Below are 26,295 nucleotides of genomic sequence, written 5' to 3'. Positions count from 1 at the left end.
CGCGCGATGGCGCGCCGCCCGGCGCGCCAGGCATGCGCCGGCGCGCAGGAAGACGAGCCCGGCGGCGCATAATTCGCCGACCAGCCGAGGCGCCCGATGGTCGACGCAACCGCTCCCGATCCCACTCAGCAGGAAGTCAGTCCCCGCCTCGATGACGCCGTGCCCACGCACGGGTATGCCATGGTGCCGCTCGTTGCGCTGGGCGGTGGCACGGCCGCACTCCCCTCGCTCCCCGTGTTCTTCCAGGGCATCCCGGGCGACACCGGTCTGGCGTTCGTGGTCGCCATCCAGATCGACCCGTCCCAGGAGCCGCAGCTGCTGGACGTCCTGCACGGCGCCACCGAGATGCCGGTGCTGCTGTTGTCCGGGCGCGAGACGGTGCGGGCCAACCATGTGTACGTGGTGCCGGCCCAAAAGGTGCTGCGGGCCGAGGGCGAGGCGCTGGTGCCGGCCGACATGCGGGCCGAGCAGGTGCGCCATGCCACGGCCGATCTGCTGTTCCGCGTCGCCGCCGATTCGCGCGGCGCGCACGCGGCGGCCATCGTGCTGGCCGGGCTGGACGGCGACGGCGCCATCGGCATCAAGCGCATCAAGGAGCGCGGCGGCCTGACCATCGCCCAGGACCCGGATGAGTGCCGCGACGACAGCATGCCGCGCACGGCGATCGGCACCGGCATGGTCGACTGGACGCTGCCGGTGGCCGAGATGGCCGGGCGCCTGCTGGCGTACTTCCGGCTCGAGCCGCGCCTGCACCTGCCGTCCGAGATCGGCTCCGAGTCGGTGCCGGCGGCGGCGCGCGACTCACAGGAGGAAGCCGGCCTGCACGACGTGCTGGCCTTCCTGCGCACCCGCACCGGCCGCGACTTCAACGGCTACAAGCGCGCCACCATCGTGCGCCGCATCGCCCGGCGCATGCAGGTCAACGACACGGCATCCATGGCGGACTACCTCGGTTGCCTGCGCACCCGTCCCGGCGAGGCCGGCGCGCTGCTGCAGGACCTGCTGATCAGCGTCACCAATTTCTTTCGCGACCCCGACTACTTCAAGGCGCTCGAACCCCAGCTGTCGGCGCTGGTGCGGTCGAAGGCGTCGACCGAGGTGGTGCGGGTCTGGGTGCCGGCCTGCGCCACCGGCGAAGAGGCCTACTCGCTGGCCATCCTGCTGAGCGAGACGGCGCGCCAGCTGGATGCGCCGCCGCTGATCCAGGTCTTCGCGACCGACCTGGACGAGGCGGCCATCCGCGCCTGCCGCGACGGCGTCTACCCGGCGGCCATCGAGGCCGACGTGCCGCAGGACTGGCTGCGCCGCTACTTCATCCGCGAGCACCGCGGCTACCGGGTGCGGCGCGAGGTGCGCGAGATGGTGCTGTTCGCGCAGCACGACGTGCTGAAGGACTCGCCGTTCTCCCGGCTCGACCTGGTGTCGTGCCGCAACCTGCTGATCTACCTCAGCAAGTCTGCCCAGCAGCGCCTGTTCCAGACCTTCCACTTCGCGCTGCGCCCGCAGGGGCTGCTGTTCCTGGGCTCGTCGGAGACCTGCGACGAGGCCGACAACCTGTTCACCATCGCCGACAAGAAGCACCGCATCTACCTGCAGCGGCCGGCGGGCCGGATGGTGGTCGTGCCGCCCAGCGGCGCCAGCGCCCTGAAGCAGGCCCTGCAGCTGCGCGCCGCGGCCGAAGTCGTGCCCCCCCTCGGCGGCCGCGCCATCGAGGCGTCGGCGGCTCCGGCCCGCCCGCAGCGGGCCGACGACCGGCTGCTCGCCCCGGGCGCGCTGCACCTGCGGCTGCTCGAGACGCTGGCGCCGCCCTCCATCCTGGTGGACAAGGAGCACGACATCCTGCACCTGTCGCCTGGTGCGGCGCGCTACCTGCAGTACGCCGGCGGCGAGCCCAGCCGCAACCTGCTGCGTGCCGTGCTGCCGGACCTGCGCATCGAGGTGCGCGCGGCGCTGTCGCAGGCCGGCGCGACCCGGCAGGTGGCCGAGGTGCAGGGGCCCTGCGTCACCGTCGACGGCCAGCACGCCGCGGTGCGCGTGCGCGTGCACCCGCTGCCGGACGTGGGCGCCGACCTGCTGTTCATGGTGCTGCTCGAGCCGGTGCCGGTGGCCGGCCAGGAGCCGGCCCCGCGGCCGGAGCCCGCACCGCAGGACCAGCTGGCCAGCCACCTGGACCGCGAGGTGGAGCGCCTGAAGGCCCAGCTGCGCGAGACCGTCGAGCAGTACGAGACCTCGACCGAGGAACTCAAGGCCAGCAACGAGGAACTGCAGGCCATGAACGAGGAGCTGCGCTCGGCCACCGAGGAACTGGAGACCGGCCGCGAGGAACTGCAGTCGATCAACGAGGAACTCAGCACCGTCAACCAGGAGCTCGAGAGCAACGTCGACGAGCTGGCCCACACCAACAGCGACATCCAGAACCTCATGGATGCGACGGCCATCGCCACGGTGTTCCTCGACCGCAACCTGCAGATCATGCGCTACACGCCCATGGCGGTGCGGCTGTTCAGCCTGATCCCGTCCGACGTCGGCCGGCCGCTGGGCGACCTGGCCACGCGGCTGGACTACCCCGACCTGAGCGACGACGCGCGCCGGGTGCTCGAGCGGCTGGCACCGATCGAGCGCGAAATCGGGCTGGCCGACGGCACCTGGTTCCTCACCCGGCTGCTGCCCTACCGCACCGTGGACGACCGCATCGCCGGCGTCGTGCTGTCGTTCATCGACATCACCGAGCGCAAGCAGGCGGAGGAGGTGCGGATGTGGCTGTCGGCCGTGGTGGGCTCGGTCAACGACGCCATCATCAGCTTCGCCCTCGACCGCACCATCCTCAGCTGGAATGCGGCCGCCGAGGCGATGTTCGGCTACACGGCCGAGGAATCGATCGGCCAGCTGCTGGACCTGCTGGTCCAGGATGGCGACGACGACGGCTCGCCGCAGCGGATCGTCGCCTCCATCGTCGCCGGCCAGCCGGTGACGCAGCTGGAGGTGCAGCGGCGGCGCAAGGACGGCCAGCCGGTCTTCATCTCGCTGAGCGCCGCCCCGATCCGCGACGGCGGCGGCGCGGTCATCGGCGGCACCGCCATCGCCCGCGACATCACGGCCAGCCGCGCCGCCGCCGAAGCCCTGCGCCTCAGCGAGGAACGGCTGCGCCTGATCGTGGAGAGCGCGCGTGAGTACGCCATCTTCGCCACCGACCTCGAGCGCAACGTCACCCACTGGAACACCGGCGCCGAACGGCTGCTCGGCTACTCCGGCAGCGAGATGCTGGGCCGGTCGGCCGACATCGTCTTCACCGCCGAGGACCGCGCGGCCGGTGCCCCCGAGGACGAGGCACGCCGGGCGCTGGCCGACGGCCGCGCCAGCGACGACCGGGTGCACGTGCGCAAGGACGGCGGCCAGTTCTGGGCCGATGGCGTGGCGATGCCGATGCACGACCAGCAGGGCCGGCCGATCGGGTTCGTGAAGGTGCTGCGCGACCAGACCGAGGCGCGCGAGACCCAGCAGGCGCTGCAGCGCAGCCAGGCCGAGCTGGTGCAGTCGCTGCAGGAGACCCAGGCCGCCCGGCGGGCGCTGGAGGAGGCCGACGTCGCGAAGGACCGCTTCCTGGCCGTGCTGTCGCACGAACTGCGCAACCCGCTGGCCTCGATCGCCAGCGCGTCCGAGCTGCTGCTGATGACCGGGCTGCCGGAGGCGGCGCGCGGGAAGGCTGCCGAAGTGGTGCAGCGGCAGGCGCGGGCGATGAAGGTGCTGCTGGACGAACTGCTGGACGTGTCGCGGCTTGCGCTCGGCCGCCTGAGCCTGTCGCGCCGCCGGATCTCGCTGACGCTGGTGATCCAGAACGCGCTGGAGGCCAGCCGGCCGCTGGTGCAGGCCGCCGCCCACGAACTGGTGGTCAGCCTGCCGCCCGAATCGGTCGAGGTCGACGCCGACCCGGTCCGGCTGGCGCAGGTGGTGTCCAATCTGGTCGGCAATTCGGCAAAGTACACGCCCGAGGGCGGCCGCATCGAGGTGTCGGCCGAGGTCTTCCACGACGAGGTGGTGATCACGGTCAGCGACAACGGCATCGGCATGGAGCCGGCCGAGATCGACCGCATGTTCGACCTGTTCTCGCAGGGCGAGCGCTCCATGAGCCGCTCCAATGGCGGGCTGGGCATCGGCCTGGCGCTGGCGCGCAACATCGTCGAGCTGCACGGCGGCTGGATCATGGCCAGCTCGGCCGGCACCGGGCGCGGCTGCCAGATGCGGGTCGGCCTGCCGCTGGTGCCCGGCACCGGCGAGCCGGCCCCGCCGGCCGTGCTGGTGCCGCAGCCGCAGCCTCAGCCCGTGGTGGCCGCGGCCGCGGCCGAGGGTGACCTGATCCTGGTGGCGGACGACAACGGCGATGCCGCCTGGGGCATGGCCAAGCTGCTCGAGCTGTCGGGGTTCCGGGCGCTGCTGGCGCGCAGCGGCGAGGAGGCCTTGCGCCTGGCCCAGGAGCAGCGGCCGGCGGTGGCGCTGCTGGACATCGGCATGCCCGACCTCAGCGGCCACGACGTCGCCCGGCGCGTGCGGGCCGAACCCTGGGGCCAGCAGATGATCCTGATCGCCGCCACCGGCTGGGGCCAGGAGGAGGACGTGCGCCAGTCGATGGCGGCGGGCTTCGACGCCCACCTCACCAAGCCGCTCAACGTCGGCCGGGTCAAGAGCCTGGTCGAGGAGATCAGCGCCCGCCGCGGCCGCTGAGAGCGCAAGTCCGCCTTCCTCCCGTTGCCGCCGGTTGCGTCTGCACGGATGCGGTGACAACGGATGAGGAAGTTGCCCGCCATCATGCGGGCCTTGTCCAGCACGAAGAGGAGCCTGCATGAATGACAAGTTCCGGCCCGGCGAGGCCGTCGAATGGAATTCCCACGGCGGCATCGCCAAGGGCAAGGTGAAGAAGAAGCTCACCAGCCGCACCACCATCAAGGGCCACCAGGTCGCGGCCGACCCCGACAACCCCGAACTGCAGGTCGAGACCGAGGAAGGCGGTCAGGCGGCGCACCAGCCGGACGCCCTGCCCAAGCCCACCCCCTAGCCGGCGATCCGCGGACGAATCGTCCGCGTCCGGGTTTCAATCGGCTCCCGGGACGCGACCCGGCCGCTAGCATCGCCGCATGGCTTACCTGCTAGCACTCGACCAGGGCACCTCCAGCTCCCGCAGCATCGTCTTCGACAGCGCCGGCGCCATCGTGGCGATGGCGCAGCGGGAGCTGCCGCAGATCTATCCGCAACCCGGCTGGGTGGAGCACGACCCGCTGGAGATCTGGGCCGCGCAGCTGGCCACCGCGCGCGAGGCGCTGGCCCGCGCCGGCATCGCCGCGCGCGACGTCGCGGCGCTGGGCATCACCAACCAGCGCGAGACGGCGGTGGTGTGGAACCGCCGGACGGGGCAACCGATCCACCACGCCATCGTCTGGCAGGACCGGCGCGGCGAGCCGCTGTGCGCCCAGCTGCGCGCCCAGGGCCATGCCGACCTGATCCAGCAGCGCACCGGGCTGCGGGTCGATTCCTACTTCTCGGCCACCAAGCTGCGCTGGCTGCTGGACCACGTGCCCGGCGCCCGCGCCCAGGCCGAACGCGGCGAGCTGGCCTTCGGCACCATCGACAGCTGGCTGCTGTGGCAGCTCACCGGCGGCGCGCTGCACGCCACCGACGTGAGCAACGCCTCGCGCACCATGCTGTACGACATCCACCGCCACGCCTGGGACGCCGAGCTGCTCGAGCTGCTGCAGGTGCCGGCCGCGCTGATGCCGCAGGTGCTGCCCTCCAGCGCCGACTACGGCCGCACCGCCGAGACCCTGCTGGGGGCCCCGGTGCGCATCGGCGGCGTCGCCGGCGACCAGCAGAGCGCCCTGTTCGGCCAGGCCTGCCTGAAAGAGGGCATGGCCAAGAACACCTACGGCACCGGCTGCTTCCTGCTGATGCACACCGGGCCCCGGGCGATCCGCAGCACCAACAATCTCGTGACCACCGCCGCCTGCTCCTTCGCCGAAGCCCTCCCCCGCGAGGGGGCGGGCCTGGGAGGGGGCGGGCGTCCAGCAGGCGCAACGCTTCCCTCCAACGCCTACGCGTTGGAGGGAAGCGTGTTCGTGGGCGGCGCCGTGGTGCAGTGGATGCGCGACGGCCTGCATGCGATCGAGTCCAGCGCCCACATCGAGGCGCTCGCCGCCTCGGTGCCGGATGCCGGCGGCGTGGTGCTGGTGCCGGCCTTCACCGGGCTGGGGGCGCCCTACTGGCAGCCGGATGCGCGCGGCACCATCACCGGGCTGACGCGCGGCTCGACGGTGGCGCACGTGGCGCGGGCGGCGCTGGAGAGCATCGCCTACCAGAGCGCCGCCCTGCTGCAGGCGATGACGCGCGATGCGGCCGCGGCCGGCGCGGCGCCGGTGGCCGAGCTGCGGGTGGACGGCGGGGCCAGCGTCAACAACCTGCTGATGCAGTTCCAGGCCGACCTGCTGGGCATCCCGGTGGTGCGGCCGGCCGTCACCGAGACCACCGCGCTCGGCGCCGCCTACCTGGCCGGACTGTCCTGCGGCGTCTACGCCGGCGCCGAGGAACTGCAGGCGCAGTGGAAGGTCGAGCGCCGCTTCACCCCCACGCTGCCACGCGAGCGCGCCGACGAACTCATGGCGCGCTGGGAGCAGGCCGTGCGCCAGGCGACGGCCGCCTGAGCGCGCGCACGCCCCATCTGCCCCGATCCACCTGAAAGGAGTCCTCCATGTCCCGCCTCGCTGTCCTGGCCGTCCTGGCCGCCGCCTGCGCCGCCGCGCCGGCCACCGCCCAGACCCTCAAGCCGGGGCTGTGGGAAATGCAGCAGAAGGTGGGCGGCAACCCCCAGATGGACCAGGCCATGGCCGAGATGCAGAAGCAGCTGGCGGCCATGCCGCCCGAGCAGCGCAAGCAGATGGAGGCCATGATGGCCGGCCGCGGCATGCAGGTCGCGCCGGGCGCCGGCGGCGCGATGGCGGTGAAGGTGTGCATGACCCGGGAGATGGTCGAGCGCAACGAGGTGCCGGCCAGCCAGGGCGACTGCAAGACCACCCAGCAGTCGCGCAGCGGCAGCACGCTGACGATGGCCTTCACCTGCAGCAAGCCGCCCTCGAAGGGCGAGTCGCAGATCACCATGGTGGGCAGCGATGCCTTCACCTCGAAGACCACGGTCACCAGCACCGAGGCCGGCAAGGCGCCGGCCACCACCACCATCGAGGGCACCGGCAAGTGGCTGGGCGCCGACTGCGGCAGCGTCAAGCCGGTCCAGCCGCCGAAGAACTGAGTGGAGCAGGCCGGCTCCCGGCCTTCCTGCCCGGTGCCTCAGACCACGTCGAAGCGGGCCATCATCGCGTGGTCCTCGTGCTCGATGTTGTGGCAGTGGAAGACGAACGGGCCGCGGTAGTTCTCGAACTTCACGTACACCTCGACCTCGCTGTTGGGGCCCAGCAGGATGGTGTCCTTCTTGGCCAGTCCGTCGCGCTCGACGCTCTGGCCCAGGTCGGGGCCGGTGCCGTCGAACGGCAGCCGGCCGTTGCGCCGCAGCACCCGCATGAACTCGTGGTGCACGTGGATCGGGTGCCACCAGCCGCCGCCCTTGTTCACCAGCCGCCACCGCTCGCCCACGCCCAGCGCCGGGCTCGCCATCGGGCTGGCCAGGTCGCCGGCCAGCTTGCCGTTGATCGCCCACTGGCCGTTGGTGCGCTCGAACTCGAAGGTGCGCACCCGCGCCGCGGCGATCTCGGCGGCGGTGGTGGCCGTGAACGGCCGCAGTTCGGCCGGCACCTGGCTGGGGTCGGGCACCGTCTCCTCCAGCACGAACTTGAGCAGCTGCGTGCCGCGTGACTGGGTCTCGGGCCGCTCGAAGGTGCCGCTCGGGCCGCGCCCGTCGTCCTGCCGCAGCCGGTTCTCCAGGTACAGCTCGCCGAACTGCGGCGCCGGGAAGGCGCTGAAGTCGATGACCACCTCGACCCGTTCGGCCATGCCCAGCAGGAAGCTGGACCGGCGCACCGGTCGCGCCAGCAGGCCGCCCTCGGTGGCGATCTGCGTCATCGGGTAGCTGCGGCCGTTGCGGTCGGTCAGGAACAGCTGGTAGATGCGCGCGTTCGAGCCGTTCAGGACCCGGAAGCGGTACTTGCGCCGCTTCACCGGCACGAACGGCTGCACCTTGCCGTTGACCAGCGGGTACTGGCCCAGGAAGCCGTCGGTGTTGAAGACGTCGTAGACCAGCTCGCCGTTCAGGCCGAAGGTCTTTTCCTGCAGCACCAGCGGGATGTCGAAGGCGCCGCTGGGCAGCCGCAGTGCGAACGGGTTCCCGGCCGCGTTGGTCTCGTCGCCGGTGTCGCGCGTGTGCTCCTGCAGGGCCGCGCCGTTCGGGTCGTTGGGGTCGATCTGCGGGTTGTCGTACAGCAGGAAGAAGCCGGCCAGGCCGCGGTAGACGTTCTGCGAGGTGAAGTCCAGGACGTGGTCGTGGTACCAGAGCGTGCAGGCGCGCTCGGTGTGCTTGCCGTGGTTGCCGTCCGTGAAGAAGCCCGGTTCCACCAGCGGATAGGCGTAGTCGAAGTGGCCGCCGCTCTCGAACGTGACGTTGAACGGCGTGCCGTCGGCCAGCGTCATGTTCACCGGGTAGCCGTCGAAGCGGGCCGGCACGTGGGCGCCGTGCAGGTGCACCGTGGTGCGCGGCTCGCCGAAGCCGCGGTGCTCCGCCACGGTCGGCAGCTGGTTCTCGTGCCGCACCACCGTGCCGACGAACTCGTTGTGGTTGGACAGCGGGCGGCGGAAGGTCGGGCCGAGCGCATACGGCCACTGGCCCGCCAGCACGGTGCCGTCGCGGTAGCCCCAGATCTCGGTGTCGGGCAGCTGCGAATGGAAGTTTACCCGCCGCACCTCGGAGACGATGCGGTAGAAGGTGACCTTGCCGCGCACCTGGGTCGGGTCGACGAAGCGGCGCGCCTCGGTGTCGAGGTCGGCGAACGGCAGCCGGTTGGGGCTCCAGTCGATCGGGCGCGGCTCCGGGGGCGACGGCAGGGGGTCCCGGAACGGCGTCAGCACCGGTCGCAGGTCGCTCGCGGAGCGGGTCTGGGCCCGCAGCATCGGCCACGACAGCGCCGCGGCGGCCGAGCCTCCCAGGCCCAGCTGGAACAGGTGTCTGCGGTGCATGCTGTTCTCCTGGCAGAGGGGACGGGGCCGGGCTCAGGCCCAGCGGGTGAGGCTGGCGGCGATGCGCGCCGGGTCGGCCAGCGCGGACACGCGGCTCCAGCGGCCGCGCGCCTGGTTGCCGTACACCAGCATCCCGGTGTGCTGCGACTTGTCGCGGTCGCGTGCCGGGTCGCGCTCCCAGACGCCCAGCTGGCGGCGGATCTGCTCGATGTCCTTGGGCTGGCCGGTGAAGAACTGCCAGCCCTCGCGGGCGTCGAACTTCTCCGCATAGGCCTTCAGGATGACCGGGGTGTCGCGCCGCGGATCGATGCTGATCGAGGCCAGGCGCACCTCGCGTCCCAGCCGCTCGCCCAGCAGGCCCTGCACCCGGGCCAGGTTGGCCGTCGTCATCGGGCAGATGTCGGCGCACTGGGCGTACATGAAGTGGACGGCGACGACGTGGTCGCCGAGCACCAGGTCGTCGTAGAAGCGCACCGGCCGCCCGTGCTGGTTGACCAGCACCACGTTGGGAAAGTCGGCCCGGTCGGGCGGCGCCGCGCTCGGTGCGGCCCGGGCCGGCCGCACCGCCCAGGGCGCCAGCGCCAGCAGGGCGGGAAGGTGGCGGCGCCGCACCGGCGGCAGGGGGGCGGGGAAAAGGGACGGCTCTTGCATGGCAGGCCTCCTGGGTGGGGAAATGCCGGCTCAGTCTGGGTCGCGCCTGCGCCACCCCGTAAACGGCCGGGCCACAGCCCATCGGGCGCCGGTCGAATCGCCGGGCCGGGCGGCGCGCTGGCGGCCGGGTTTGTGCGGACACCAGTTCTTGCGATTGGGTACAGGCCGCACCACCGTGGGGTGCACGGCCGTGGTCCAGTGGCGACATGGGCGCACGCCACGAGGGGATCTTCCCCACCTTCTTCCTCTCCGGCTTCGAGTGCTCGACCTTCCGCTGGAAGGACGGGCGGCGCCGCGACCTGGTGGCCGAGACGCACCACCGCGAGCACGCCCTGGAGGACTACCAGCTGTTGCACGACCTGGGCATCGCGGTCGCCCGCGAAGGCATCCCCTGGCCGCTGGTCGACCAGGGCGGGGGGCGCTACGACTTCTCGCCGATCGAGCCGATGCTGGAGGCGATGCGGCGCACCCGGATCCGGCCGGTCTGGGACCTGTTCCACTACGGCTACCCGGACGATGCCGACCCGTTCGACGATGCCTTCGCCGCCCGCTTCGCCGACTACTGCCGGGCCTGCGCGCGCCATGTCTCGCAGCACCTCGACGGGCCGGCCTGGTTCACCCCCATCAACGAGATCACCTTCTTCTCCTTCGCCGGCGGCGAGTGGGGCTGGGTGGCGCCGTACGGCACCACGCGCGAGGGCCGCGAGCGGCTGCGGGTGGCGCTGTGCAAGGCCGCGATCGCCGGGGTGCGGGCGCTGCGCGAGGTGCTGCCGCAGGCGCGCATGGTCCACGTCGACCCGCTGATCCAGGTGGTGGCGCCGCCCGACCGCCCGGACCAGCAGGAGGCGGCGGCGCACGAGACCTTCGTCGATGCCTTCCTGGCCTGGGACATCCTGTGCGGCAAGGAACACCCGGAGCTGGGCGGGGCGCCCGAGATCCTGGACATCGTCGGCGCGAACAACTACTCGTTCGGCCAGATGGAGTACCGCGAGCACGGGCCGCACAAGGCGCTGGCGCCCGGCAGCCCCGGCATCGAGCCGCTGTGCACGCTGCTGCAGCGGGTCTGGGAGCGCTATCGGCGGCCGATGCTGATCGGCGAGACCAGCGGCATGGGCAAGGGCCGGCCCGAGTGGCTGCGCGACGTGATGAACGAGTCGATGGCAGCCGTCAACCAGGGCATGGACCTGCACGGCATCTGCCTGTTCCCGGGCGTGGACATGCCGGACTGGCACACCGGGCAATGGCTGCACAACGGCATCTGCGACCTGGTGCCCTGCGAGGGCGGCCTGTCGCGGGTGCCGCACGCGCCCTACGTGGCGGAGCTGCGGCGCTGGCAGAAGGAGTTGAACCGGGTGACCGAACTGGACGAGGACCCGTTCAGCGACCCGGTGGACCTGCAGGACGTGGTGGACGCCGCCCGCCGGCTGCGGCCGGCGCCCGACCGCGACTGGGCCTGACGCGCGACCGCTAGCCGGCGCGCGCGCGGCCGCCGAAGATGGCGGTGCCCACCCGCACCAGCGTGCTGCCGGCGGCCACCGCCGCCTCCAGGTCGGCGGTCATCCCCATCGACAGCGTGTCCAGGTCGAGGCCGGCCGCGCGCAGCTCCTGGAACAGGGCGGCGGCGCGCTCGTGGGTGACGAGCTGGGCCTCGAAGCTGTCCTGCGGGTCCGGGATCGTCATCAGCCCGCGCAGCCGCAGGTGGGGCAGGCGGGCCACCTCCTGCGCCAGCCCGAAGGCCTCGCCGGGTGCCACCCCGGCCTTGCTGGCGCCGCCGTCGATGTTGACCTGCACGCACACCGACAGCGGCGGCAGCGCCGGCGGCCGCTGCTCGGACAGGCGCTCGGCGATCTTCAGGCGGTCGATGGTGTGGGCCCAGGCGAAGTGCTGCGCGACGAGGCGGGTCTTGTTGCTCTGGATCGGGCCGATGCAGTGCCACTGCAGCGGCAGGTCGGCCAGCAGCGCCACCTTCTCGATCGCTTCCTGGATGTAGTTCTCGCCGAAGGCCGACTGGCCGGCGGCATGGGCCTCGCGCACGGCATCAGGACCAAAAGTCTTACTCACGGCCAGCAGCGTGACTTCGTTCACTGGCCGTTGCGCCCGCGCACAGGCGTCGGCGATGCGCGCGCGCACGTTGTAGAGGTTGCTGGCAATCGTCGTCATAATCGGCCGGGGCTCATTGACGCAACGTTGCGTGGAGAGAGGGACTGCGTGGATATTACCCAGCTGCTGGCATTCAGCGTCAAGAACAAGGCGTCCGACCTGCACCTGTCGGCCGGCCTGCCGCCGATGATCCGGGTCCACGGCGACGTGCGGCGCATCAACGTCGATGCGCTGGACCACAAGCAGGTGCACGGCATGGTGTACGACATCATGAACGACACCCAGCGCAAGCAGTACGAGGAGTTCCTCGAGTGCGACTTCTCGTTCGAGATCGAGGGGCTGGCGCGCTTCCGGGTCAACGCCTTCAACCAGAACCGCGGCGCCGGCGCCGTGTTCCGCACCATCCCGTCCAAGATCCTCACGCTGGAGCAGCTGAACGCGCCCAAGATCTTCGGCGACCTGGCGCTCAAGCCGCGCGGCATGGTGTTGGTGACCGGCCCCACCGGCTCGGGCAAGTCGACCACGCTGGCGGCGATGGTCAACTACCTGAACGAGACCGAGTACGGCCACATCCTCACGGTGGAAGACCCGATCGAGTTCGTGCACGAATCCAAGAAGTGCCTGATCAACCAGCGCGAGGTGGGCAACATGACCCTCTCGTTCGCCGCCGCCCTGAAGTCGGCGCTGCGCGAGGACCCGGACGCCATCCTGGTGGGTGAAATGCGCGACCTGGAGACCATCCGCCTGGCCATGACCGCCGCCGAGACCGGCCACCTGGTGTTCGGCACGCTGCACACCTCCAGCGCCGCCAAGACCATCGACCGCATCATCGACGTCTTCCCGGCCGAGGAGAAGGAGATGATCCGCGCCATGCTGTCCGAGTCGCTGCAGGCGGTCATCTCGCAGACCCTGTGCAAGACCAAGGACGGCAACGGCCGGGTGGCGGCGCACGAGATCATGCTGGGCACCAGCGCCATCCGGAACCTGATCCGCGAGGCCAAGGTGGCGCAGATGTACTCCGCCATCCAGACCGGCAACAGCTTCGGCATGCAGACCCTCGACCAGAACCTGGCCGACCTGGTCAAGCGCAACGTCATCAGCCCCGCGGAAGCCCGCGGCAAGGCCAAGATCCCCGAGAACTTCCCCGGCTAGCCCGGCGGCGGCTGCCAGGCCCCAACAACCCACGAGGAGCCGCGATGGAACGCGACCAGGCGACGAAGTTCATCAACGACCTGCTCAAGCTGATGGTCAGCCGCAATGGCAGCGACCTGTTCATCACGGGCGACTTCCCGCCGGCCATCAAGGTCGACGGCAAGGTCACCAAGGTCTCGCCGCAGCCGCTGACCGGCCAGCACACGCTGGCGCTGGCGCGTTCGATCATGAACGACAAGCAGGCCGCGGAGTTCGAGCGCACCAAGGAGTGCAACTTCGCCATCTCGCCGCCGGGCATCGGGCGCTTCCGCGTCAACGCCTTCGTGCAGCAGGGCAAGGTGGGCATGGTGCTGCGGGTCATCCCGACCACGCTGCCCACCATCGACAAGCTGGGCGTGCCGCAGGTGCTCAAGGACGTGGTGATGTCCAAGCGCGGCCTGTGCATCCTGGTGGGCGCCACCGGCTCGGGCAAGTCGACCACGCTGGCGGCCATGATCGACTGGCGCAACGACAACAGCTACGGCCACATCATCACCATCGAGGATCCGGTGGAGTTCGTGCACCCGCACAAGAACTGCGTCATCACCCAGCGCGAGGTGGGGCTGGACACCGACAACTGGGAGTCGGCGCTGAAGAACACGCTGCGCCAGGCGCCCGACGTCATCCTGATGGGCGAGGTGCGCGACCGCGAGACCATGGAGCACGCGATCGCCTTCGCCGAGACCGGCCACCTGTGCCTGTGCACGCTGCACGCCAACAGCGCCAACCAGGCGCTCGACCGCGTGATCAACTTCTTCCCCGAGGAGCGGCGCACCCAGCTGCTGATGGACCTGTCGCTCAACCTCAAGGCCATGATCTCGCAGCGCCTGGTGCCCAAGCAGGACGGCAAGGGCCGCCAGGCCATGGTGGAGATCATGCTCAACAGCCCGCTGATCAGCGACCTGATCTTCAAGGGCGAGGTGGCCGAGATCAAGGAGATCATGAAGAAGAGCCGCAACCTCGGGATGCAGACCTTCGACCAGGCGCTGTTCGACGCCTACGAGAACAACATCATCACGTACGAGGATGCGCTGCGCAACGCCGACTCGGTCAACGACCTGCGGCTGCAGATCAAGCTCAATTCGCAGCGCGCCAAGAGCCAGGACCTGTCGAGCGGGACCGAACACCTCGCCATCGTCTGAGCGGGCGGCGTGCCAGCAGAAAGGCCGGGTTCGCCCGGCCTTTTTTTGTTGTCGCGCCCGTCATCGCGGGCGTCGCCCTCCCCGTCATTGCGGGCTTGACCCGCAATCCATCTCCTGTCCCTCGTCCGGGTGCGGCGTCGTTCGGGGGATGGATGCCGGGTCGAGCCCGGCATGACGACTTTCAGGGTGAGGCGACGGCACTCCGGGTTGAGGCTGACGTGACCCTCCCCGTCATTGCGGGCTTGACCCGCAATCCATCTCCAGTTCCTCGTCCAGGTGCGGCGTCGTTCCGGGGTGGATGCCGGGTCGAGCCCGGCATGACGACGCGGTGGGCGGTGCCCGGCATGACGCCGGTTCGAGCCCGGCCGCGCGAGGAGCGGCACTGCATTTGCAGCCGCTGCAAAACCGTTGTGCGTCCCCCGGCGTTTCGGCCGCTGCCGGGCGGCGGCACAGTGCGGGTCTTCCCAACCAGGAGACCTTCCCATGCCGCTCGTGCGCATCGACCTTCCCGCCTCCGTGCCGGCGCCCGCCGCCGCCGCCGTCTCGCGCGCCGTGCACCAGGCGCTGGTGGACATCTTCCAGGTGCCGCCGGACGACCTGTTCCACGTGGTGGCGCGCCGCGCCCCCGGCGAGCTGGTCTGCACGCCGCGCTTCCTGGGTATCGAGCACGGCGACCGGGTGGCGTTCGTGCAGATCGCCTGCTCGCCCGGCCGCACCGTCGGGCTGAAGGAGGCGCTGTACGACCGCATCGCGCGTGACGTGGCGCGCGCCGCCGACCTGCGCGGAGAGGACGTGATCGTCAACCTGCTCGAGACCGCGCGCGAGAACTGGTCGTTCGGCGCCGGCCTGGCCCAGTACGCGCTGCAGGACCGAGCGCGGCCGGCGGTGGCCTCCTAGAATCCGCCCTTTTCCCCCCAACACCGGAGCCCCGCATGCCCAGCACCAACCCGAAGACCTACGACCCCACACCCGCGCGCAAGGTGGCCTTCCTGGGCCTGGGCGTCATGGGCTTCCCGATGGCCGGCCACCTGGCGCTGGCCGGCCATGACGTGACCGTCTACAACCGCAACGCCGCCAAGGCCAAGGCCTGGACCGACGAGTTCAAGGGCCACGCGGCCCCCACGCCGCGCGAGGCGGCCGCCGGCTGCGAGCTGGTGTTCTGCTGCGTCGGCAACGACGACGACCTGCGCTCGGTGGTGCTGGGCGAGTCGGGCGGCTTCGCCGGCATGGCCAAGGGGGCGGTCTTCATCGACCACACCACGGCCTCGGCCAACGTCGCGCGCGAGCTGTCGGGCGTGGCCGCCGGCAAGGGCCTGCAGTTCGTCGACGCCCCGGTTTCCGGTGGCCAGGCCGGGGCCCAGAACGGCCTGCTCACCGTCATGTGCGGCGGCGCGGCGCCGGCCTTCGAGGCCGCCAGGCCGGTGGCCATGGCGTATGCCCGCGCCATGACGCTGCTGGGTGCCAGCGGCGCGGGCCAGCTGGCCAAGATGGTCAACCAGGTCGCCATCGCCGGGCTGGTGCAGGGCCTGTCGGAGGCCATCGCCTTCGGCCAGCGCGCCGGCCTGGACATGGAGCAGGTACTCGAGGTGATCGGCAAGGGCGCGGCGCAGAGCTGGCAGATGGACAACCGCGGCAAGACCATGATCGCCGACCAGTTCGAGTTCGGCTTCGCCGTCGACTGGATGCGCAAGGACCTGGGCCTGGCGCTCACCGAGGCGCATCGCAACGGCGCCCGCCTGCCGGTGGCGGCGCTGGTCGACCAGTTCTACGCCGACATCCAGCAGATGGGCGGCAACCGCTGGGACACCTCGTCGCTGATCCGGCGCCTGAAGTAACGCACTAACGGCAAGGGCCGCTCGCGCGGCCCTTGATCGATGCGCCCCGCCACAGCGGGGCTGCGTGGTGGCGCCTCAGGACGCCGGGGAGGCCGAGGAGCGCGCGCTGGCCGGCCTGGTCTGGTCCGGCGCGATCTGGCGCAGTTCGTCCTCGCTGATGATCTCGAACAGGCGCACCACGCGCTGCACGCCGCCGACCGTGCGGGTCATGGCGGTCGCCCGGTCGGCCTCGCGCTGCGTCACCCGGCCCATCAGGTAGGTGGTGCCGCGTTCGGTGACGACGCGGAAGGCGCCGGAATACAGGTCCTTGTCGTCCACCAGCGAGGCGCGCACGCGGCCGGTGACCAGTGTGTCGGACGAGCGCTGCGGCAGGGTCGAGCTGCCCATCACCGCCAGGTCGTTGACCACGCTCTTGACGTTCTCGACCCGGGCGACGATCTGCTCGGCGGCCTGCTTGTCCTTCTCGCTCGGCACCTCGCCGGTGAGCAGCGCCTGGCGGTTGTAGCTGGTCACGTTGACGTGGGAGCGCTCGCCCATGGCATCGCGCAGGCGGGACGAGGCCCGCAGCTCGATGCCCTCGTCCTCGAGCTGTGCGCCCGAGGTGCGGCGGTCGACCGCGACCATCGTGCCGACGGCGGCACCGCCGACGATCAGGGGGGCGCAGCCGGACAGCGCGGCAACCAGGCTGGCGCAGGCGAGGGAAAGGGTGGCGAGGCGGACGAGGGGTCGAATCATGCGGGCGGTTCCTGTTCTCCGAGCAATTGGGCATCCACGCCATCGCACATACAGTGGACGACGAGGAGATGGACTTCCTGGATCCGTGCGGTGCGCTCATGCGGCACGCACACGTGGACATCGGTTTCGCGCAGCAGGGCGCCGATCTTGCCGCCGCCGCGCCCGGTGAGGGCGATGACGGTCATCTCGCGCTCGTGCGCCGCCTCGATGGCGGCGATCACGTTGGCCGAGTTGCCGCTGGTGGACAGCGCCAGCAGCACGTCGCCGGCCTGGCCGAGCGCGCGCACCTGCTTGGAGAAGATGCGGTTGAAGTCATAGTCGTTGGCGATCGCGGTGAGGATCGAGGTGTCGGTGGTGAGCGCGACGGCGGCCAGTTCGGGCCTCTCGCGCTCGAAGCGGCCGACGAATTCGGCCGCGAAGTGCTGCGCATCGGCGGCCGAGCCGCCGTTGCCGCAGGCCAGCACCTTGCCGCCGCTGGTGACGCAGGCCAGCATGGCCTGGACAGCGGCAGCGATCGGTTTGCTCAACGTCTGCGCCGCCTGGTATTTCAGGTCGGCACTGTCGATGAAGTGCTGCTGGATCCTTTGTTCGAGCATGGGCGGGGATGATAGCGGGGCTGCCCGAGGCCCTGGAACACGTCAGAGCCCGGAAACCGAAGCGGGTTTCGAGTGTAAGCCACTGATTTCGCGGACCATGCAACGATGAGTTGCAGGCGCGCGGCGCCGCGGCCGGAGCGCCGCCCGCCGGCTCACAGGTCCGCGTTGCCGTGCGCCTGGAACACCACCATCTGCACGAACTGCAGCTTGGCGACGGCGGGCTTGGACATGACGAAGGGGTAGAAGTCCGGCTGGCCCATGCTGCGCGCCAGTTCGTTGAGCACCATGGTCATCTCCATCCAGCCATTGAGCAGCTCGAGGAAGCGGCCGGCGTTCGGGTCGTCGGGCGCATAGAGCGCGTCGCCGCCGAACGGCACGATGTCGCCCTCGATGTCCTCCGGTTCCAGGCCGAAGCCCCTGGCCGTGCTCAGGCTGTCCACCACGTGCAGGTAGTGGGCCCAGGTTTCGGCCCAGTCCTCCCACGGGTGCATGGTGGCGTACGAACTGATGTACGACTGGGCCCAGTCGGCCGGCGGTCCCTGCTCGTAGTTGCGCTGGAGCGCCTCGGCGTAGCTCGCGCGCTCGTCGCCGAACAGCTGGCGGAACGGCTCCAGCCACTTCGTGTCCCAGACCAGGCGGTCCCAGTAGTAGTGGCCGACCTCGTGCCGGAAGTGCCCGAGCAGGGTGCGATAGGGCTCGCGCATCGCGTAGCGGATCTGTTCCCGCCTGGCGTCGTCGGCCTCCTCCACGTTGATCGTGATCAGCCCGTTGGCATGGCCGGTCATCACCTGCGGGCCCCCCCGCGGCGAGCGCAGGAAGTCGAACATGAGGCCCTGCTGCGGATCGTCGTGCAGCCTGGAGCGCACCGGCAGCCCCAGCGCGATCAGCTGCGCGACCAGCCGCCGCTTGGCGATCTCGATCCTGGCCCAGTAGCGGGCGTTGTCCGGGTCGTCCAGGTTCGGGATGGTGCGGTTCAGGCGGCAGCCGATGCACAGGTCCCGGGGATTGGCCGCGTACACCATCCAGTTGCAGGCGGCCGGGGAATTGCGGTTGGCGCAGAACTTCAGGATCTCGCTGCGGCCCGGGACGGTCCATGTGCCCGGGCGCGGACCGGATTCGAGCGCCACCAGCTGGCCGTCGTCCGGCAGGAAACCCAGTTGCCGGGCGCAGTGCAGGCACTGCGTGTTGCGGAAGAAGACGTGGGTGCCGCAGCGGCACTTGTACGAGCGCGACATCCGCCTGGCCCGTGCCCGCTCGACGGCGCGTTGGGCCTCGACTTCCTGGACCGGGGACTGCAGAACGTCTTCCATGGCTTTCACTCCCGCGAAGCACCGTTATAGGGTCCGCACCGTGCGCCGCACACTTGGCCGAAAGGCCAATACCCGGACACCCGCCGCCTCCGGTGTCCGGCGCTCGGGCGCCTGCCGGTGTCACGCCTGGTCACAAAAAGAGCGAACTGGCTACATGGGACGGCGGGGTCCCTAGGAGGACTGCGTGCCGAACCGCTCGGCGGCCCGCGCCCGCGCCTTGGCCGCCTCGGCCTCCCGCGTGCGGGGCTCGGCGCTGGTGACCAGCGACCGGATCAGGGTCCGCGCCGACGCCGCCACCTCCTCCACCGCGCGTTCGAACGCCGCTTCATTGGCCCGGGACGGGACGTTGAAGCCACTGAGCTTGCGCACGAACTGCAGCGATGCATCGCGGATCTCGAGTTCCGTCGCCGGTGGCTCGAAGTTGAACAGCGTCTTGATGTTGCGGCACATGGGTCGGCCCGGGGGAAGTCCAGTTGCCCCATGGTAGGCAGCCGGCCAGGCACGGTCCAGGGCGCGGGGATGGCGATGGCCGCCGGGACCGCTGGCTACACTGCGACCCGGGGGTGCCCCATCGATGCGTCCTGCCTTCCTGTCCCGCCTCGCGCAGCGGGAACGAACCACCGCAGCCAACCGCCAGCTGGGCGGATGCCTCGCCTTCGTGGCGGGGGCCGTGAACGCCGGCGGCTTCCTGGCGGTGGCCCGCTACACCTCGCATGTCACCGGCATCGTGTCGTCGATCGCCGACGATCTGGTCCTGGGCCAGGTGGCGCTGGCACTGGCCGGCGTCGCGATGCTCGGCTGCTTCCTGGCCGGCGCCGTGGCCACGGCCTTGCTGGTGAACTGGGCGCGCCGCCATGACCTGCACGCGGAATTCGCGCTGCCCCTGGTGCTGGAGGCGGTCCTGCTGCTCGTCTTCGGCCAGCTCGGTGCCAACGGGGGCGCGCTCCAGGGCCTGTTCGTTCCCGCCACGGTCCTGCTGCTGTGCTTCGTGATGGGTCTGCAGAACGCGGTGATCACCAAGGTGTCGAAGGCCGAGATCCGCACGACGCACATGACGGGCATCGTGACCGACCTCGGGATCGAGCTGGGCCGGCTCGTGTACCGCAACCGCGACGCGCACCGCCACGCGCGCCATTTCGTCCGGGCCGACCGCGAGCGGCTGGCGATCCACGCCGCCACGCTGGCCCTGTTCCTGGCCGGCGGGATCGTGGGCGCGATCGGCTTCAAGGTCCTGGGGTTCGCGGCCACGCTGCCGATCGCGGCGCTGCTGCTGGCGCTGGCGGCGCCGCCGGTGGTGCGCGACGGGGCCGAGCTGGCCGGCCGGCTCACCCGCTAGGGCGTTCACCGCGGCGGGCGCCTCAGCCGGCGTCGAACGCCGCCCGCAGCCAGCCGATGCGCCCGTCCTCGACCGTCACCACGTCGAAGCGGCACGGCGGCGGTGCGGCCAGCCGCAGCAGGTAGTGGTGCGCCGCCAGCACGATGCGGCGCCGCTTGGTCGCCCCGATGCTGGCCGCCGCGCCGCCCCAGCGCGCGCTGGCGCGGCGCCGCACCTCGACGAACACCAGCGTGGCGCCCTCGCGCATCACCAGGTCGATCTCGCCGCCGCCGCGGCCCGGGGTCCGATAATTGCGGGCCACCAGCCGCAGGCCGGCGCGGCGCAGGTGCGCCAGCGCCAGCGCCTCGGCCGCGTCGCCGGCCGCCTTGGTGGTCGGGCCGCCGCCGGGCACCTCGGTCATCGCAGGAACTCCGCCTTGTCCACTTCCGCTTCCTCCCTCGCCGGTGCGCTGGCTGCGGCGCGTGCCGCTGCCGGCCCGCAGGAGTATCCGCGCGGTGCGCTGTACGTGGTCGCCACGCCCATCGGCAACCTGGCGGATGTGACGCTGCGCGGCCTGCACGTGCTGGAGCTGGCCGACCGCATCGCCTGCGAGGACACCCGCCACACCCAGTCGCTGCTGCGCGCCTGCGGCATCGACCGCACCGGCGAACGCCTGCTGGCCGTGCACCAGCACAACGAGGCCGAAGCGGCGCTGAAGGTGGTCGGCTGGCTGCAGGCCGGCGAGCGGGTGGCTTATGCCAGCGACGCCGGCACGCCGGCCGTCAGCGATCCGGGCGCGCGGCTGGTGGCGGCGGTGCGCACCGCCGGCCTGCGGGTGGTGCCGCTGCCGGGCGCCAGCAGCGTGACCGCGGTGCTCAGCGCCGCCGGTTCGGTGCAGGAGGGCGGCTTCGTGTTCGCCGGCTTCCTGCCCGCCAAGGCCGGCGAGCGCGATGCCGCGGTGCAGGCGCTGGCCGCCGAGGCGCGCGCCGTGGTGCTGCTGGAGGCGCCGCACCGCATCGCCGCGCTGGCGCAGGCGCTGGCGGCGCTGGGCGAGCGGCCGCTGACGGTCGGGCGCGAACTCACCAAGCAGTTCGAACAGATCGCCACCCTGCGCTGCGATGCGCTGCCGGCCTGGCTGGCCGCCGATCCGCAGCGCAGCCGCGGCGAGTTCGCGCTGGTCCTGCACGGCATCCCGCACGCCGCCGCGCCCGACGACGGCGAGCGCGTGCTGCGCCTGCTGCTGGCCGAACTGCCGGTGAAGACCGCCGTGAGGCTCGCGGCGGAGATCACCGGCGGCTCACGCAACGCCTTGTACGAGGCGGCGCTGCGGATCAAGCAGGGCTGAGGGCGCAGCGCCCGCCCACGGCATGGCGGACCCGACCCGAGGTCACGTCATGCCGGGCTCGCCCGCCATCCATCCCCCGGATCCGCGCCTCACCCGGTTCGCGTTCAGGAGATGGATGGCGGGTCAAGCCAGCCATGACGGGCGAGAAGGAATGCCGGACTTGACCCCCTGGGTCGTCAGGCCGGGCTCCCAGCCTCAGATCGCCAACGGATCGACGTCGATCGCCCAGCGGATCAGCCCCTTGGGCCGGCTGTCCTGCAGCAGCGGCTGCCAGGCGGCCAGGAAGCGCTGCAGCGCCGGGCGCGAGGCGCTCTCGGCCACCATCTGGGCGCGCTCGACGTCGGCCACTCGCTGCACCGCCAGCGGCACCGGCGGGTAGACCGTGACCTGCGGCGCCTCGGGCAGGTCCTGTGCCGCCACGCCGGCCAGCCGCAGGAACTCCTGCGCCACCTCCTGGGTGCGGGCATCGGCGCGCAGCAGCGCCTGGTAGGCATAGGGCGGCATGCCGGCGGCCTCGCGGTCCTCCAGTTGCTGGGCGGCGAAGCGCGGGTAGTCGTGGCGCTTGAGCGCGGCGAACAGCGGGTGGTCCGGGTGGAAGGTCTGGACCCACATCTCGCTGGCATCGGCCACGCTGGCGTCGCGGCCGGCACGGCCGGCGGCCTGCATCAGCAGCGAGAACAGCCGCTCGGGCGCGCGGAAGTCGCTGGAGAACAGCGCGGTGTCGGCGTTCAGCGCCGCCACCAGCGTGATGCGGCGGAAGTCGTGGCCCTTGGTCACCATCTGGGTGCCCACCAGCACGTCGACCTCGCCGGCATGCACCTGCGCCAGCCGGGCATCGAGCTCGCCCTTGCCGCGCGTGCTGTCGGCGTCGATGCGGGCGATGCGCACCGGCTGGCCGTCCGGCCGCCGGGTCGCGTGCAGCAGCTCGGCCAGGTGTTCCTCCAGCCGCTCGGTGCCACGGCCCAGCGGCGCGATGTCCAGGTTGCCGCACTGCGGGCAGGCGCGCGGCACCCGCTCGGTGAAGCCGCAGTGATGGCAGCGCAAGGTGCGGTCGATCTTGTGGAACACCCGGTAGGCGCTGCAGTGCGGGCACTCGCTCTTCCACTCGCAGGCGGTGCAGGCCAGCACCGGCGCATAGCCGCGCCGGTTCAGGAACAGCAGGGCCTGCTCGCCGCGCGCGATGCGCGCCTCGATGGCGGCCAGCAGCTGCGGGGCGACCACGGTCTTCTTCGGCTGCAGGTTCAGGTCCAGCAGCCGCACCTTCGGCAGCCGCCCGGCGCCCACGCGCGAGGGCATGGCCAGCCGCAGGTAGCGTCCGCGCTCGCTGGCCAGCCAGCTTTCCAGCGACGGCGTCGCCGAGCCGAGCAGCACCTTGGCCCGCTCCTCGCGCCCGCGCCACAGCGCCAGGTCGCGGGCCGAGTAGCGCGCGCCCTCCTGCTGCTTGTAGCTCGGGTCGTGCTCCTCGTCGACGACCACCAGCCGCAGCTGCGGCAGCGAGGCGAACACCGCCATGCGCGTGCCCAGCACGATGCGGGCGCGGCCGGCGTGCGCCGCCAGCCAGGCCTTCAGGCGCTGCGGGTGCGTCATGCCGCTGTGCAGCGCCACCACCGCGTCGGCGCCGAAGCGCGCGACGAAGCGCTCCTGCAGCTGCGGCGTGAGGTTGATCTCCGGCACCATCACCAGCGCCTGCGCCGCCGGGTCGCCGGCCAGGGCCTCGGCCACGGCCTGCAGGTAGACCTCGGTCTTGCCGCTGCCGGTGGCGCCGTACAGCAGGAACGGGCCGGGCTGGCTGCGCAGCTGCGCCAGCGCCGCGGCCTGTTCGTCCGTCAGGACCGGCGCCGGACCGGCCGCCGCCGTGGCCGCGCCGGCGGGCTTGCGGGCCAGCCGCCGCTGCCACTGCTCCGGGCTGAGGTCGCGCAGCTGGGGCGGCAGCGCCGCCAGGGCCACTTCGCCGGGACTGCGTTGGTAATACGCCGCACTGAAGGCGACCAGGCGGCGCCAGGCGGCCGGCAGCGGCGCGATGCCGTCCAGGACGCCGGCGATCGGGCGTTCCTCCACGCCGGCGTCGGCCGGCTCGCCGTCCCAGACCACCCCCAGCACCTCGCGTCGGCCGAGCGGCACGCGCACCAGGGCCCCGGGCGCGAGCGGGAGCTCACTTCGATAGGTGAGGGGCGTGACGATGCCGCTGTGGGCGGGGGCGGCGACGACCACCGGCAGCCGGACCGGCGGACTGGTCATCCTTGGCGCGCTTTCCTCATGCCCGGCATCGGAAACCGCCCCAAGTCATTGATTTCAAAGCTTGTTTCCAAAAGTTCACAGTTGCTGTGGATAACTTTGTTGATACATGCCCGGCAGCCGCCCGGGAGGCCCGAAAAATCAAGGGCTTGGCTGAAATGCCCGCAAAAGCGGCATCCGCACAACACCAGCAAAATCAAGGACTTAGCTCTGCTAGCAGAGTTGTAGCGGAATCCGGCACCGGGCAGCGCTTACGTTGCGCCGCAGCACGGCTTTTGTGCATAAGTCAAGCCACCACTGGTCGGATGCCCGGGCGTCCACTGGGGAATCTCCCGATGACGCGCTGTCAGGACGTCACGCTGCGCCGCGACCGCCGGTGCACAGCCTCGACCAGCGCCGCCACGTGCTCGGGCGGCGTGTGCTGGCTGATGCCGTGGCCCAGGTTGAAGATGTGGGTGGGGCCGGTGCCCGCACCGGCGTGCGGCGCGCCGAAGCTGTCGAGGACGGCCTGCACCTGTTCCTCGATGCGCTCCGGCGGCGCGAACAGCACGTTGGGATCGAGGTTGCCCTGCAGGGCCTTGACGTCGCCGACCAGGCGGCGCGCGTGGCCGAGGTTCACCGTCCAGTCGAGCCCCAGCACGTCGCAGTCGAGATCGCGCATGGCGTCCAGCCACAGCCCGCCGCCCTTGGTGAACACGATGCGCGGGATCGGCACGCCGGCGTGCTCGCGCTTGACTTGCGCCAGCACGCGGGCGGTGGATGCCAGGCTGAACTGCTGGAAGGCGCCGTCGGCCAGCACCCCGCCCCAGCTGTCGAACACCATCACCGCCTGGGCACCGGCCTCGATCTGCGCATTGAGGTAGGCCGCGACGGCGTCGGCGTTGACCGCCAGCAGGCGCTGCATCAGGTCGGGGCGCGCGTACAGCAGCGACTTCACCAGCCGGTAGTCGTCCGAGCCGCCGCCCTCCACCATGTAGCAGGCCAGCGTCCAGGGGCTGCCCGAGAACCCGATCAGGGGCACGCGGCCGGCCAGCGCGCGGCGGATCGAGGTCACGGCGTCGAACACGTAGCGCAGCTTGTCCATGTCGGGCACCGCCAGCGCGTTCACCGCCGCCTCGTCGCGCACCGTGTGCGCGAACCGCGGGCCCTCGCCGAGCGCGAAGCTCAGGCCCAGGCCCATGGCGTCGGGCACGGTGAGGATGTCGGAGAACAGGATGGCGGCGTCCAGCGGGTAGCGCTCCAGCGGCTGCAGCGTGACCTCGGTGGCGTAATCCACGTTGGTGGCCAGGCCCATGAAGCTGCCGGCCTTGGCGCGGGTGGCCTTGTACTCGGGCAGGTAGCGTCCGGCCTGGCGCATCAGCCACAGGGGCGTGTACGGCGTCGCCTGCCGCCGGCAGGCGCGCAGGAACGTGTCGTTCTGGAGCGGCGCGAAAGTCATCCGGGGATTGTCGCGCCTTCCCGTGGCGCCTTCTATGATCGCCCACCCATGACACAGCCCGCTCCCGATCCGGCCTTCGAGCAGGCCAAGGCCTTCTTCCTGCGCGGCGTCCAGCTCAGCGAGGGCGGCGACTTCGCGGGCGCCGAGCGCCAGTTCCTGGCCTCGCTGGCGCTGCTGCCCGGCCGTGCCTCCACCCTGGTCAACCTCGGCATCGCCCGCTTCCGCCTCGGCCGCATGGCCGAGGCCGTCGAGCCGCTGGAGGAGGCGCTGGGGCTGGAGCCGCAGGACGTGAACGCCTGGCTGCACCTGGCGCTGGCGCGCTCGGAGCTGCGCCGGCTGGAGCCGGCCCTGCAGGCCGTCGAGCGCGCCACCACGCTGGCGCCGGCCGCCGGCCTGGGCTGGAGCCTGCGCGGCGACCTGCTGCGCGAGCTCGGCCGGCCGGCCGACGCGATCGCGGCGCACGAGCGCGCGCTGGCGCTGGGCTTCGAGCCCGAGCTGCAGCGCTACTACCTGGCTGCGCTGCGCGGCGACAGCGTCCCGCCTGCGCCGCCGACCGCCTACGTGCGCCAGCTGTTCGACAGCTATGCCGGCGAGTTCGACCAGCACCTGGTGCAGGCGCTGGGCTACCGGGCGCCGCAGCTGCTGGTCGACGGCCTGCAGGGGCGGCGCTTCCAGGCTGCCCTGGACCTGGGCTGCGGCACCGGCCTGTGCGCGCCGCTGCTGCGGCCGATCGCGCAGCGGCTCGACGGCATCGATCTGTCGCCCAACATGGTGCGGCAGGCGCGCGCGCGCGGCCTCTACGACGAGGTGGTCGAGGCCGATCTCGCGCCGCACCTGGCGGCCACCCCTCGCCGCTACGACCTGCTGCTGGCGGCCGATGTGTTCATTTATGTCGGCGACCTCGAGGCGGTGTTCGCCGGCGCGGCGCGCGTGCTCGAGGACGGCGGAGCCTTCTGTTTCTCCGTCGAGGCGGCCGATGAGCAGGAGCGGCTGGTGCTGCGCCGCAGCCTCCGCTACGCGCATTCCGAGGGTTACATCCGGACGCTGGCCGACCGACACGGTTTCGACCTACGCGCCACCGCCCGGCATCCTCTGAGGATCGACCAGGGACAGCCTCTCGCCGGCCTGTTCGCCTGGCTCGCCAGGCGCGGCCGCGTGGCCTGACGTCCGAGCCAGCTCTCCTGTCGGCGGGCGTGGGGTCGGGGAGCCCCCCGCTGTCCCGTCACAAGGAGATCGCCAC

At 71.5% G+C, this 26,295-nt stretch carries 22 protein-coding genes; 12 read left to right on the top strand and 10 right to left on the bottom strand.

Annotated features, from left to right (window positions below):
• Positions 1 to 96 precede the first annotated feature (96 nt).
• From GON04_RS13465 to GON04_RS13450, 4 genes are all read left to right on the top strand, one after another.
• Entirely contained in the window at positions 97 to 4,719 is a 4,623-nt protein-coding gene (locus tag GON04_RS13465; RefSeq protein WP_157398589.1) for a CheR family methyltransferase, read from the top strand.
• A gap of 118 nt (positions 4,720 to 4,837) precedes the next feature.
• Positions 4,838 to 5,050, top strand: a complete 213-nt coding sequence (locus tag GON04_RS13460) for a hypervirulence associated TUDOR domain-containing protein (RefSeq protein ID WP_157398588.1) — start codon at positions 4,838 to 4,840, stop codon at positions 5,048 to 5,050.
• 79 nt (positions 5,051 to 5,129) lie between these two features.
• Positions 5,130 to 6,686 carry a glycerol kinase GlpK gene (gene glpK / locus GON04_RS13455; RefSeq protein WP_157398587.1) on the top strand — a complete coding sequence of 519 codons (1,557 nt, stop codon included), beginning with the start codon at positions 5,130 to 5,132 and terminating at the stop codon, positions 6,684 to 6,686.
• A gap of 47 nt (positions 6,687 to 6,733) precedes the next feature.
• Positions 6,734 to 7,288 (top strand): DUF3617 domain-containing protein, encoded by a 555-nt coding sequence (locus GON04_RS13450; RefSeq protein WP_157398586.1) that lies wholly within the window; start codon positions 6,734 to 6,736, stop codon positions 7,286 to 7,288.
• 38 nt (positions 7,289 to 7,326) lie between these two features.
• Here GON04_RS13450 and GON04_RS13445 read toward each other — a convergent pair whose 3' ends face one another.
• Positions 7,327 to 9,162 carry a multicopper oxidase family protein gene (locus tag GON04_RS13445; protein ID WP_157398585.1) on the bottom strand — a complete coding sequence of 612 codons (1,836 nt, stop codon included), beginning with the start codon at positions 9,160 to 9,162 and terminating at the stop codon, positions 7,327 to 7,329.
• 33 nt (positions 9,163 to 9,195) lie between these two features.
• Positions 9,196 to 9,813: an SCO family protein gene (locus tag GON04_RS13440; protein ID WP_157398584.1), complete on the bottom strand. Its 618-nt coding sequence runs from the start codon at positions 9,811 to 9,813 to the stop codon at positions 9,196 to 9,198.
• Positions 9,814 to 10,019: 206 nt separating this feature from the next.
• Here GON04_RS13440 and GON04_RS13435 point away from each other — a divergent pair, with 206 nt between their 5' ends.
• Positions 10,020 to 11,270: a glycoside hydrolase family 1 protein gene (locus GON04_RS13435; RefSeq protein ID WP_157398583.1), complete on the top strand. Its 1,251-nt coding sequence runs from the start codon at positions 10,020 to 10,022 to the stop codon at positions 11,268 to 11,270.
• Positions 11,271 to 11,280: 10 nt separating this feature from the next.
• Here GON04_RS13435 and GON04_RS13430 read toward each other — a convergent pair whose 3' ends face one another.
• Positions 11,281 to 11,973, bottom strand: a complete 693-nt coding sequence (locus GON04_RS13430; RefSeq protein WP_157398582.1) for a YggS family pyridoxal phosphate-dependent enzyme — start codon at positions 11,971 to 11,973, stop codon at positions 11,281 to 11,283.
• Positions 11,974 to 12,021: 48 nt separating this feature from the next.
• Between GON04_RS13430 and GON04_RS13425 the strand changes: the two genes are divergently transcribed.
• The 4 genes from GON04_RS13425 (at position 12,022) to GON04_RS13410 (ending at position 16,081) form a co-directional block, all read left to right on the top strand.
• Entirely contained in the window at positions 12,022 to 13,065 is a 1,044-nt protein-coding gene (locus GON04_RS13425) for a PilT/PilU family type 4a pilus ATPase (protein ID WP_181654060.1), read from the top strand.
• A gap of 44 nt (positions 13,066 to 13,109) precedes the next feature.
• A complete protein-coding gene (locus GON04_RS13420; RefSeq protein ID WP_157398580.1) occupies positions 13,110 to 14,246 on the top strand; it encodes a PilT/PilU family type 4a pilus ATPase in 1,137 nt (378 codons plus the stop codon).
• 483 nt (positions 14,247 to 14,729) lie between these two features.
• Entirely contained in the window at positions 14,730 to 15,143 is a 414-nt protein-coding gene (locus GON04_RS13415; RefSeq protein ID WP_157398579.1) for a tautomerase family protein, read from the top strand.
• Between the two features lie 35 nt (positions 15,144 to 15,178).
• Complete coding sequence (locus tag GON04_RS13410) at positions 15,179 to 16,081, top strand: NAD(P)-dependent oxidoreductase (RefSeq protein WP_157398578.1); 903 nt, start codon at positions 15,179 to 15,181, stop codon at positions 16,079 to 16,081.
• Positions 16,082 to 16,156: 75 nt separating this feature from the next.
• Here GON04_RS13410 and GON04_RS13405 read toward each other — a convergent pair whose 3' ends face one another.
• From GON04_RS13405 to GON04_RS13390, 4 genes are all read right to left on the bottom strand, one after another.
• A complete protein-coding gene (locus tag GON04_RS13405) occupies positions 16,157 to 16,816 on the bottom strand; it encodes a BON domain-containing protein (RefSeq protein WP_157398577.1) in 660 nt (219 codons plus the stop codon).
• Entirely contained in the window at positions 16,813 to 17,412 is a 600-nt protein-coding gene (locus GON04_RS13400; RefSeq protein ID WP_157398576.1) for a phosphoheptose isomerase, read from the bottom strand. Before GON04_RS13400 ends, GON04_RS13405 begins: the two co-directional genes overlap by 4 nt.
• 152 nt (positions 17,413 to 17,564) lie before the next feature.
• Positions 17,565 to 18,722, bottom strand: coding sequence for a zinc-binding metallopeptidase family protein (locus tag GON04_RS13395; RefSeq protein ID WP_157398575.1), 1,158 nt, complete (start codon positions 18,720 to 18,722; stop codon positions 17,565 to 17,567).
• Positions 18,723 to 18,893: 171 nt separating this feature from the next.
• Positions 18,894 to 19,172: a DUF2277 domain-containing protein gene (locus GON04_RS13390; protein WP_157398574.1), complete on the bottom strand. Its 279-nt coding sequence runs from the start codon at positions 19,170 to 19,172 to the stop codon at positions 18,894 to 18,896.
• A 124-nt stretch (positions 19,173 to 19,296) separates the two neighbouring features.
• Between GON04_RS13390 and GON04_RS13385 the strand changes: the two genes are divergently transcribed.
• Positions 19,297 to 20,058, top strand: coding sequence for a YoaK family protein (locus GON04_RS13385; RefSeq protein WP_157398573.1), 762 nt, complete (start codon positions 19,297 to 19,299; stop codon positions 20,056 to 20,058).
• A gap of 22 nt (positions 20,059 to 20,080) precedes the next feature.
• Here the strand turns inward: GON04_RS13385 and GON04_RS13380 are convergent, their stop codons facing one another.
• Positions 20,081 to 20,458, bottom strand: a complete 378-nt coding sequence (locus GON04_RS13380; RefSeq protein ID WP_157398572.1) for a YraN family protein — start codon at positions 20,456 to 20,458, stop codon at positions 20,081 to 20,083.
• Between the two features lie 15 nt (positions 20,459 to 20,473).
• Here GON04_RS13380 and rsmI point away from each other — a divergent pair, with 15 nt between their 5' ends.
• Positions 20,474 to 21,382 (top strand): 16S rRNA (cytidine(1402)-2'-O)-methyltransferase, encoded by a 909-nt coding sequence (gene rsmI / locus GON04_RS13375; protein WP_232533112.1) that lies wholly within the window; start codon positions 20,474 to 20,476, stop codon positions 21,380 to 21,382.
• Between the two features lie 195 nt (positions 21,383 to 21,577).
• On the opposite strand, the gene priA is transcribed toward rsmI, so the two are convergent.
• A complete protein-coding gene (gene priA, locus GON04_RS13370; RefSeq protein WP_157398571.1) occupies positions 21,578 to 23,620 on the bottom strand; it encodes a replication restart helicase PriA in 2,043 nt (680 codons plus the stop codon).
• Between the two features lie 343 nt (positions 23,621 to 23,963).
• Positions 23,964 to 25,055 (bottom strand): uroporphyrinogen decarboxylase, encoded by a 1,092-nt coding sequence (gene hemE / locus GON04_RS13365; protein WP_157398570.1) that lies wholly within the window; start codon positions 25,053 to 25,055, stop codon positions 23,964 to 23,966.
• A gap of 48 nt (positions 25,056 to 25,103) precedes the next feature.
• On the opposite strand from hemE, the gene GON04_RS13360 reads away from it, so the two are divergent.
• Positions 25,104 to 26,219, top strand: a complete 1,116-nt coding sequence (locus tag GON04_RS13360; protein ID WP_157398569.1) for a methyltransferase domain-containing protein — start codon at positions 25,104 to 25,106, stop codon at positions 26,217 to 26,219.
• The last annotated feature ends 76 nt before the right edge of the window (positions 26,220 to 26,295 follow it).

This window comes from Ramlibacter pinisoli (genome assembly GCF_009758015.1).
Taxonomy (GTDB): Bacteria; Pseudomonadota; Gammaproteobacteria; order Burkholderiales; family Burkholderiaceae_C; genus Ramlibacter; species Ramlibacter pinisoli.
The sequence above is the reverse complement of the archived record's forward strand: the minus strand, read 5'-3'. Positions and strand labels throughout refer to the sequence as shown.

What these genes read in the sequence shown, in the direction of transcription:
- GON04_RS13465 (WP_157398589.1), top strand. Translation starts at nt 97, where the DNA reads ATGGTCGACGCAACCGCTCCCGATCCCACTCAGCAGGAAGTCAGTCCC.
- GON04_RS13460 (WP_157398588.1), top strand. Translation starts at nt 4,838, where the DNA reads ATGAATGACAAGTTCCGGCCCGGCGAGGCCGTCGAATGGAATTCCCAC.
- glpK (WP_157398587.1), top strand. Translation starts at nt 5,130, where the DNA reads ATGGCTTACCTGCTAGCACTCGACCAGGGCACCTCCAGCTCCCGCAGC.
- GON04_RS13450 (WP_157398586.1), top strand. Translation starts at nt 6,734, where the DNA reads ATGTCCCGCCTCGCTGTCCTGGCCGTCCTGGCCGCCGCCTGCGCCGCC.
- GON04_RS13445 (WP_157398585.1), bottom strand. Translation starts at nt 9,162, where the DNA reads ATGCACCGCAGACACCTGTTCCAGCTGGGCCTGGGAGGCTCGGCCGCC.
- GON04_RS13440 (WP_157398584.1), bottom strand. Translation starts at nt 9,813, where the DNA reads ATGCAAGAGCCGTCCCTTTTCCCCGCCCCCCTGCCGCCGGTGCGGCGC.
- GON04_RS13435 (WP_157398583.1), top strand. Translation starts at nt 10,020, where the DNA reads ATGGGCGCACGCCACGAGGGGATCTTCCCCACCTTCTTCCTCTCCGGC.
- GON04_RS13430 (WP_157398582.1), bottom strand. Translation starts at nt 11,973, where the DNA reads ATGACGACGATTGCCAGCAACCTCTACAACGTGCGCGCGCGCATCGCC.
- GON04_RS13420 (WP_157398580.1), top strand. Translation starts at nt 13,110, where the DNA reads ATGGAACGCGACCAGGCGACGAAGTTCATCAACGACCTGCTCAAGCTG.
- GON04_RS13415 (WP_157398579.1), top strand. Translation starts at nt 14,730, where the DNA reads ATGCCGCTCGTGCGCATCGACCTTCCCGCCTCCGTGCCGGCGCCCGCC.
- GON04_RS13410 (WP_157398578.1), top strand. Translation starts at nt 15,179, where the DNA reads ATGCCCAGCACCAACCCGAAGACCTACGACCCCACACCCGCGCGCAAG.
- GON04_RS13405 (WP_157398577.1), bottom strand. Translation starts at nt 16,816, where the DNA reads ATGATTCGACCCCTCGTCCGCCTCGCCACCCTTTCCCTCGCCTGCGCC.
- GON04_RS13400 (WP_157398576.1), bottom strand. Translation starts at nt 17,412, where the DNA reads ATGCTCGAACAAAGGATCCAGCAGCACTTCATCGACAGTGCCGACCTG.
- GON04_RS13395 (WP_157398575.1), bottom strand. Translation starts at nt 18,722, where the DNA reads ATGGAAGACGTTCTGCAGTCCCCGGTCCAGGAAGTCGAGGCCCAACGC.
- GON04_RS13390 (WP_157398574.1), bottom strand. Translation starts at nt 19,172, where the DNA reads ATGTGCCGCAACATCAAGACGCTGTTCAACTTCGAGCCACCGGCGACG.
- GON04_RS13385 (WP_157398573.1), top strand. Translation starts at nt 19,297, where the DNA reads ATGCGTCCTGCCTTCCTGTCCCGCCTCGCGCAGCGGGAACGAACCACC.
- GON04_RS13380 (WP_157398572.1), bottom strand. Translation starts at nt 20,458, where the DNA reads ATGACCGAGGTGCCCGGCGGCGGCCCGACCACCAAGGCGGCCGGCGAC.
- priA (WP_157398571.1), bottom strand. Translation starts at nt 23,620, where the DNA reads ATGACCAGTCCGCCGGTCCGGCTGCCGGTGGTCGTCGCCGCCCCCGCC.
- hemE (WP_157398570.1), bottom strand. Translation starts at nt 25,055, where the DNA reads ATGACTTTCGCGCCGCTCCAGAACGACACGTTCCTGCGCGCCTGCCGG.
- GON04_RS13360 (WP_157398569.1), top strand. Translation starts at nt 25,104, where the DNA reads ATGACACAGCCCGCTCCCGATCCGGCCTTCGAGCAGGCCAAGGCCTTC.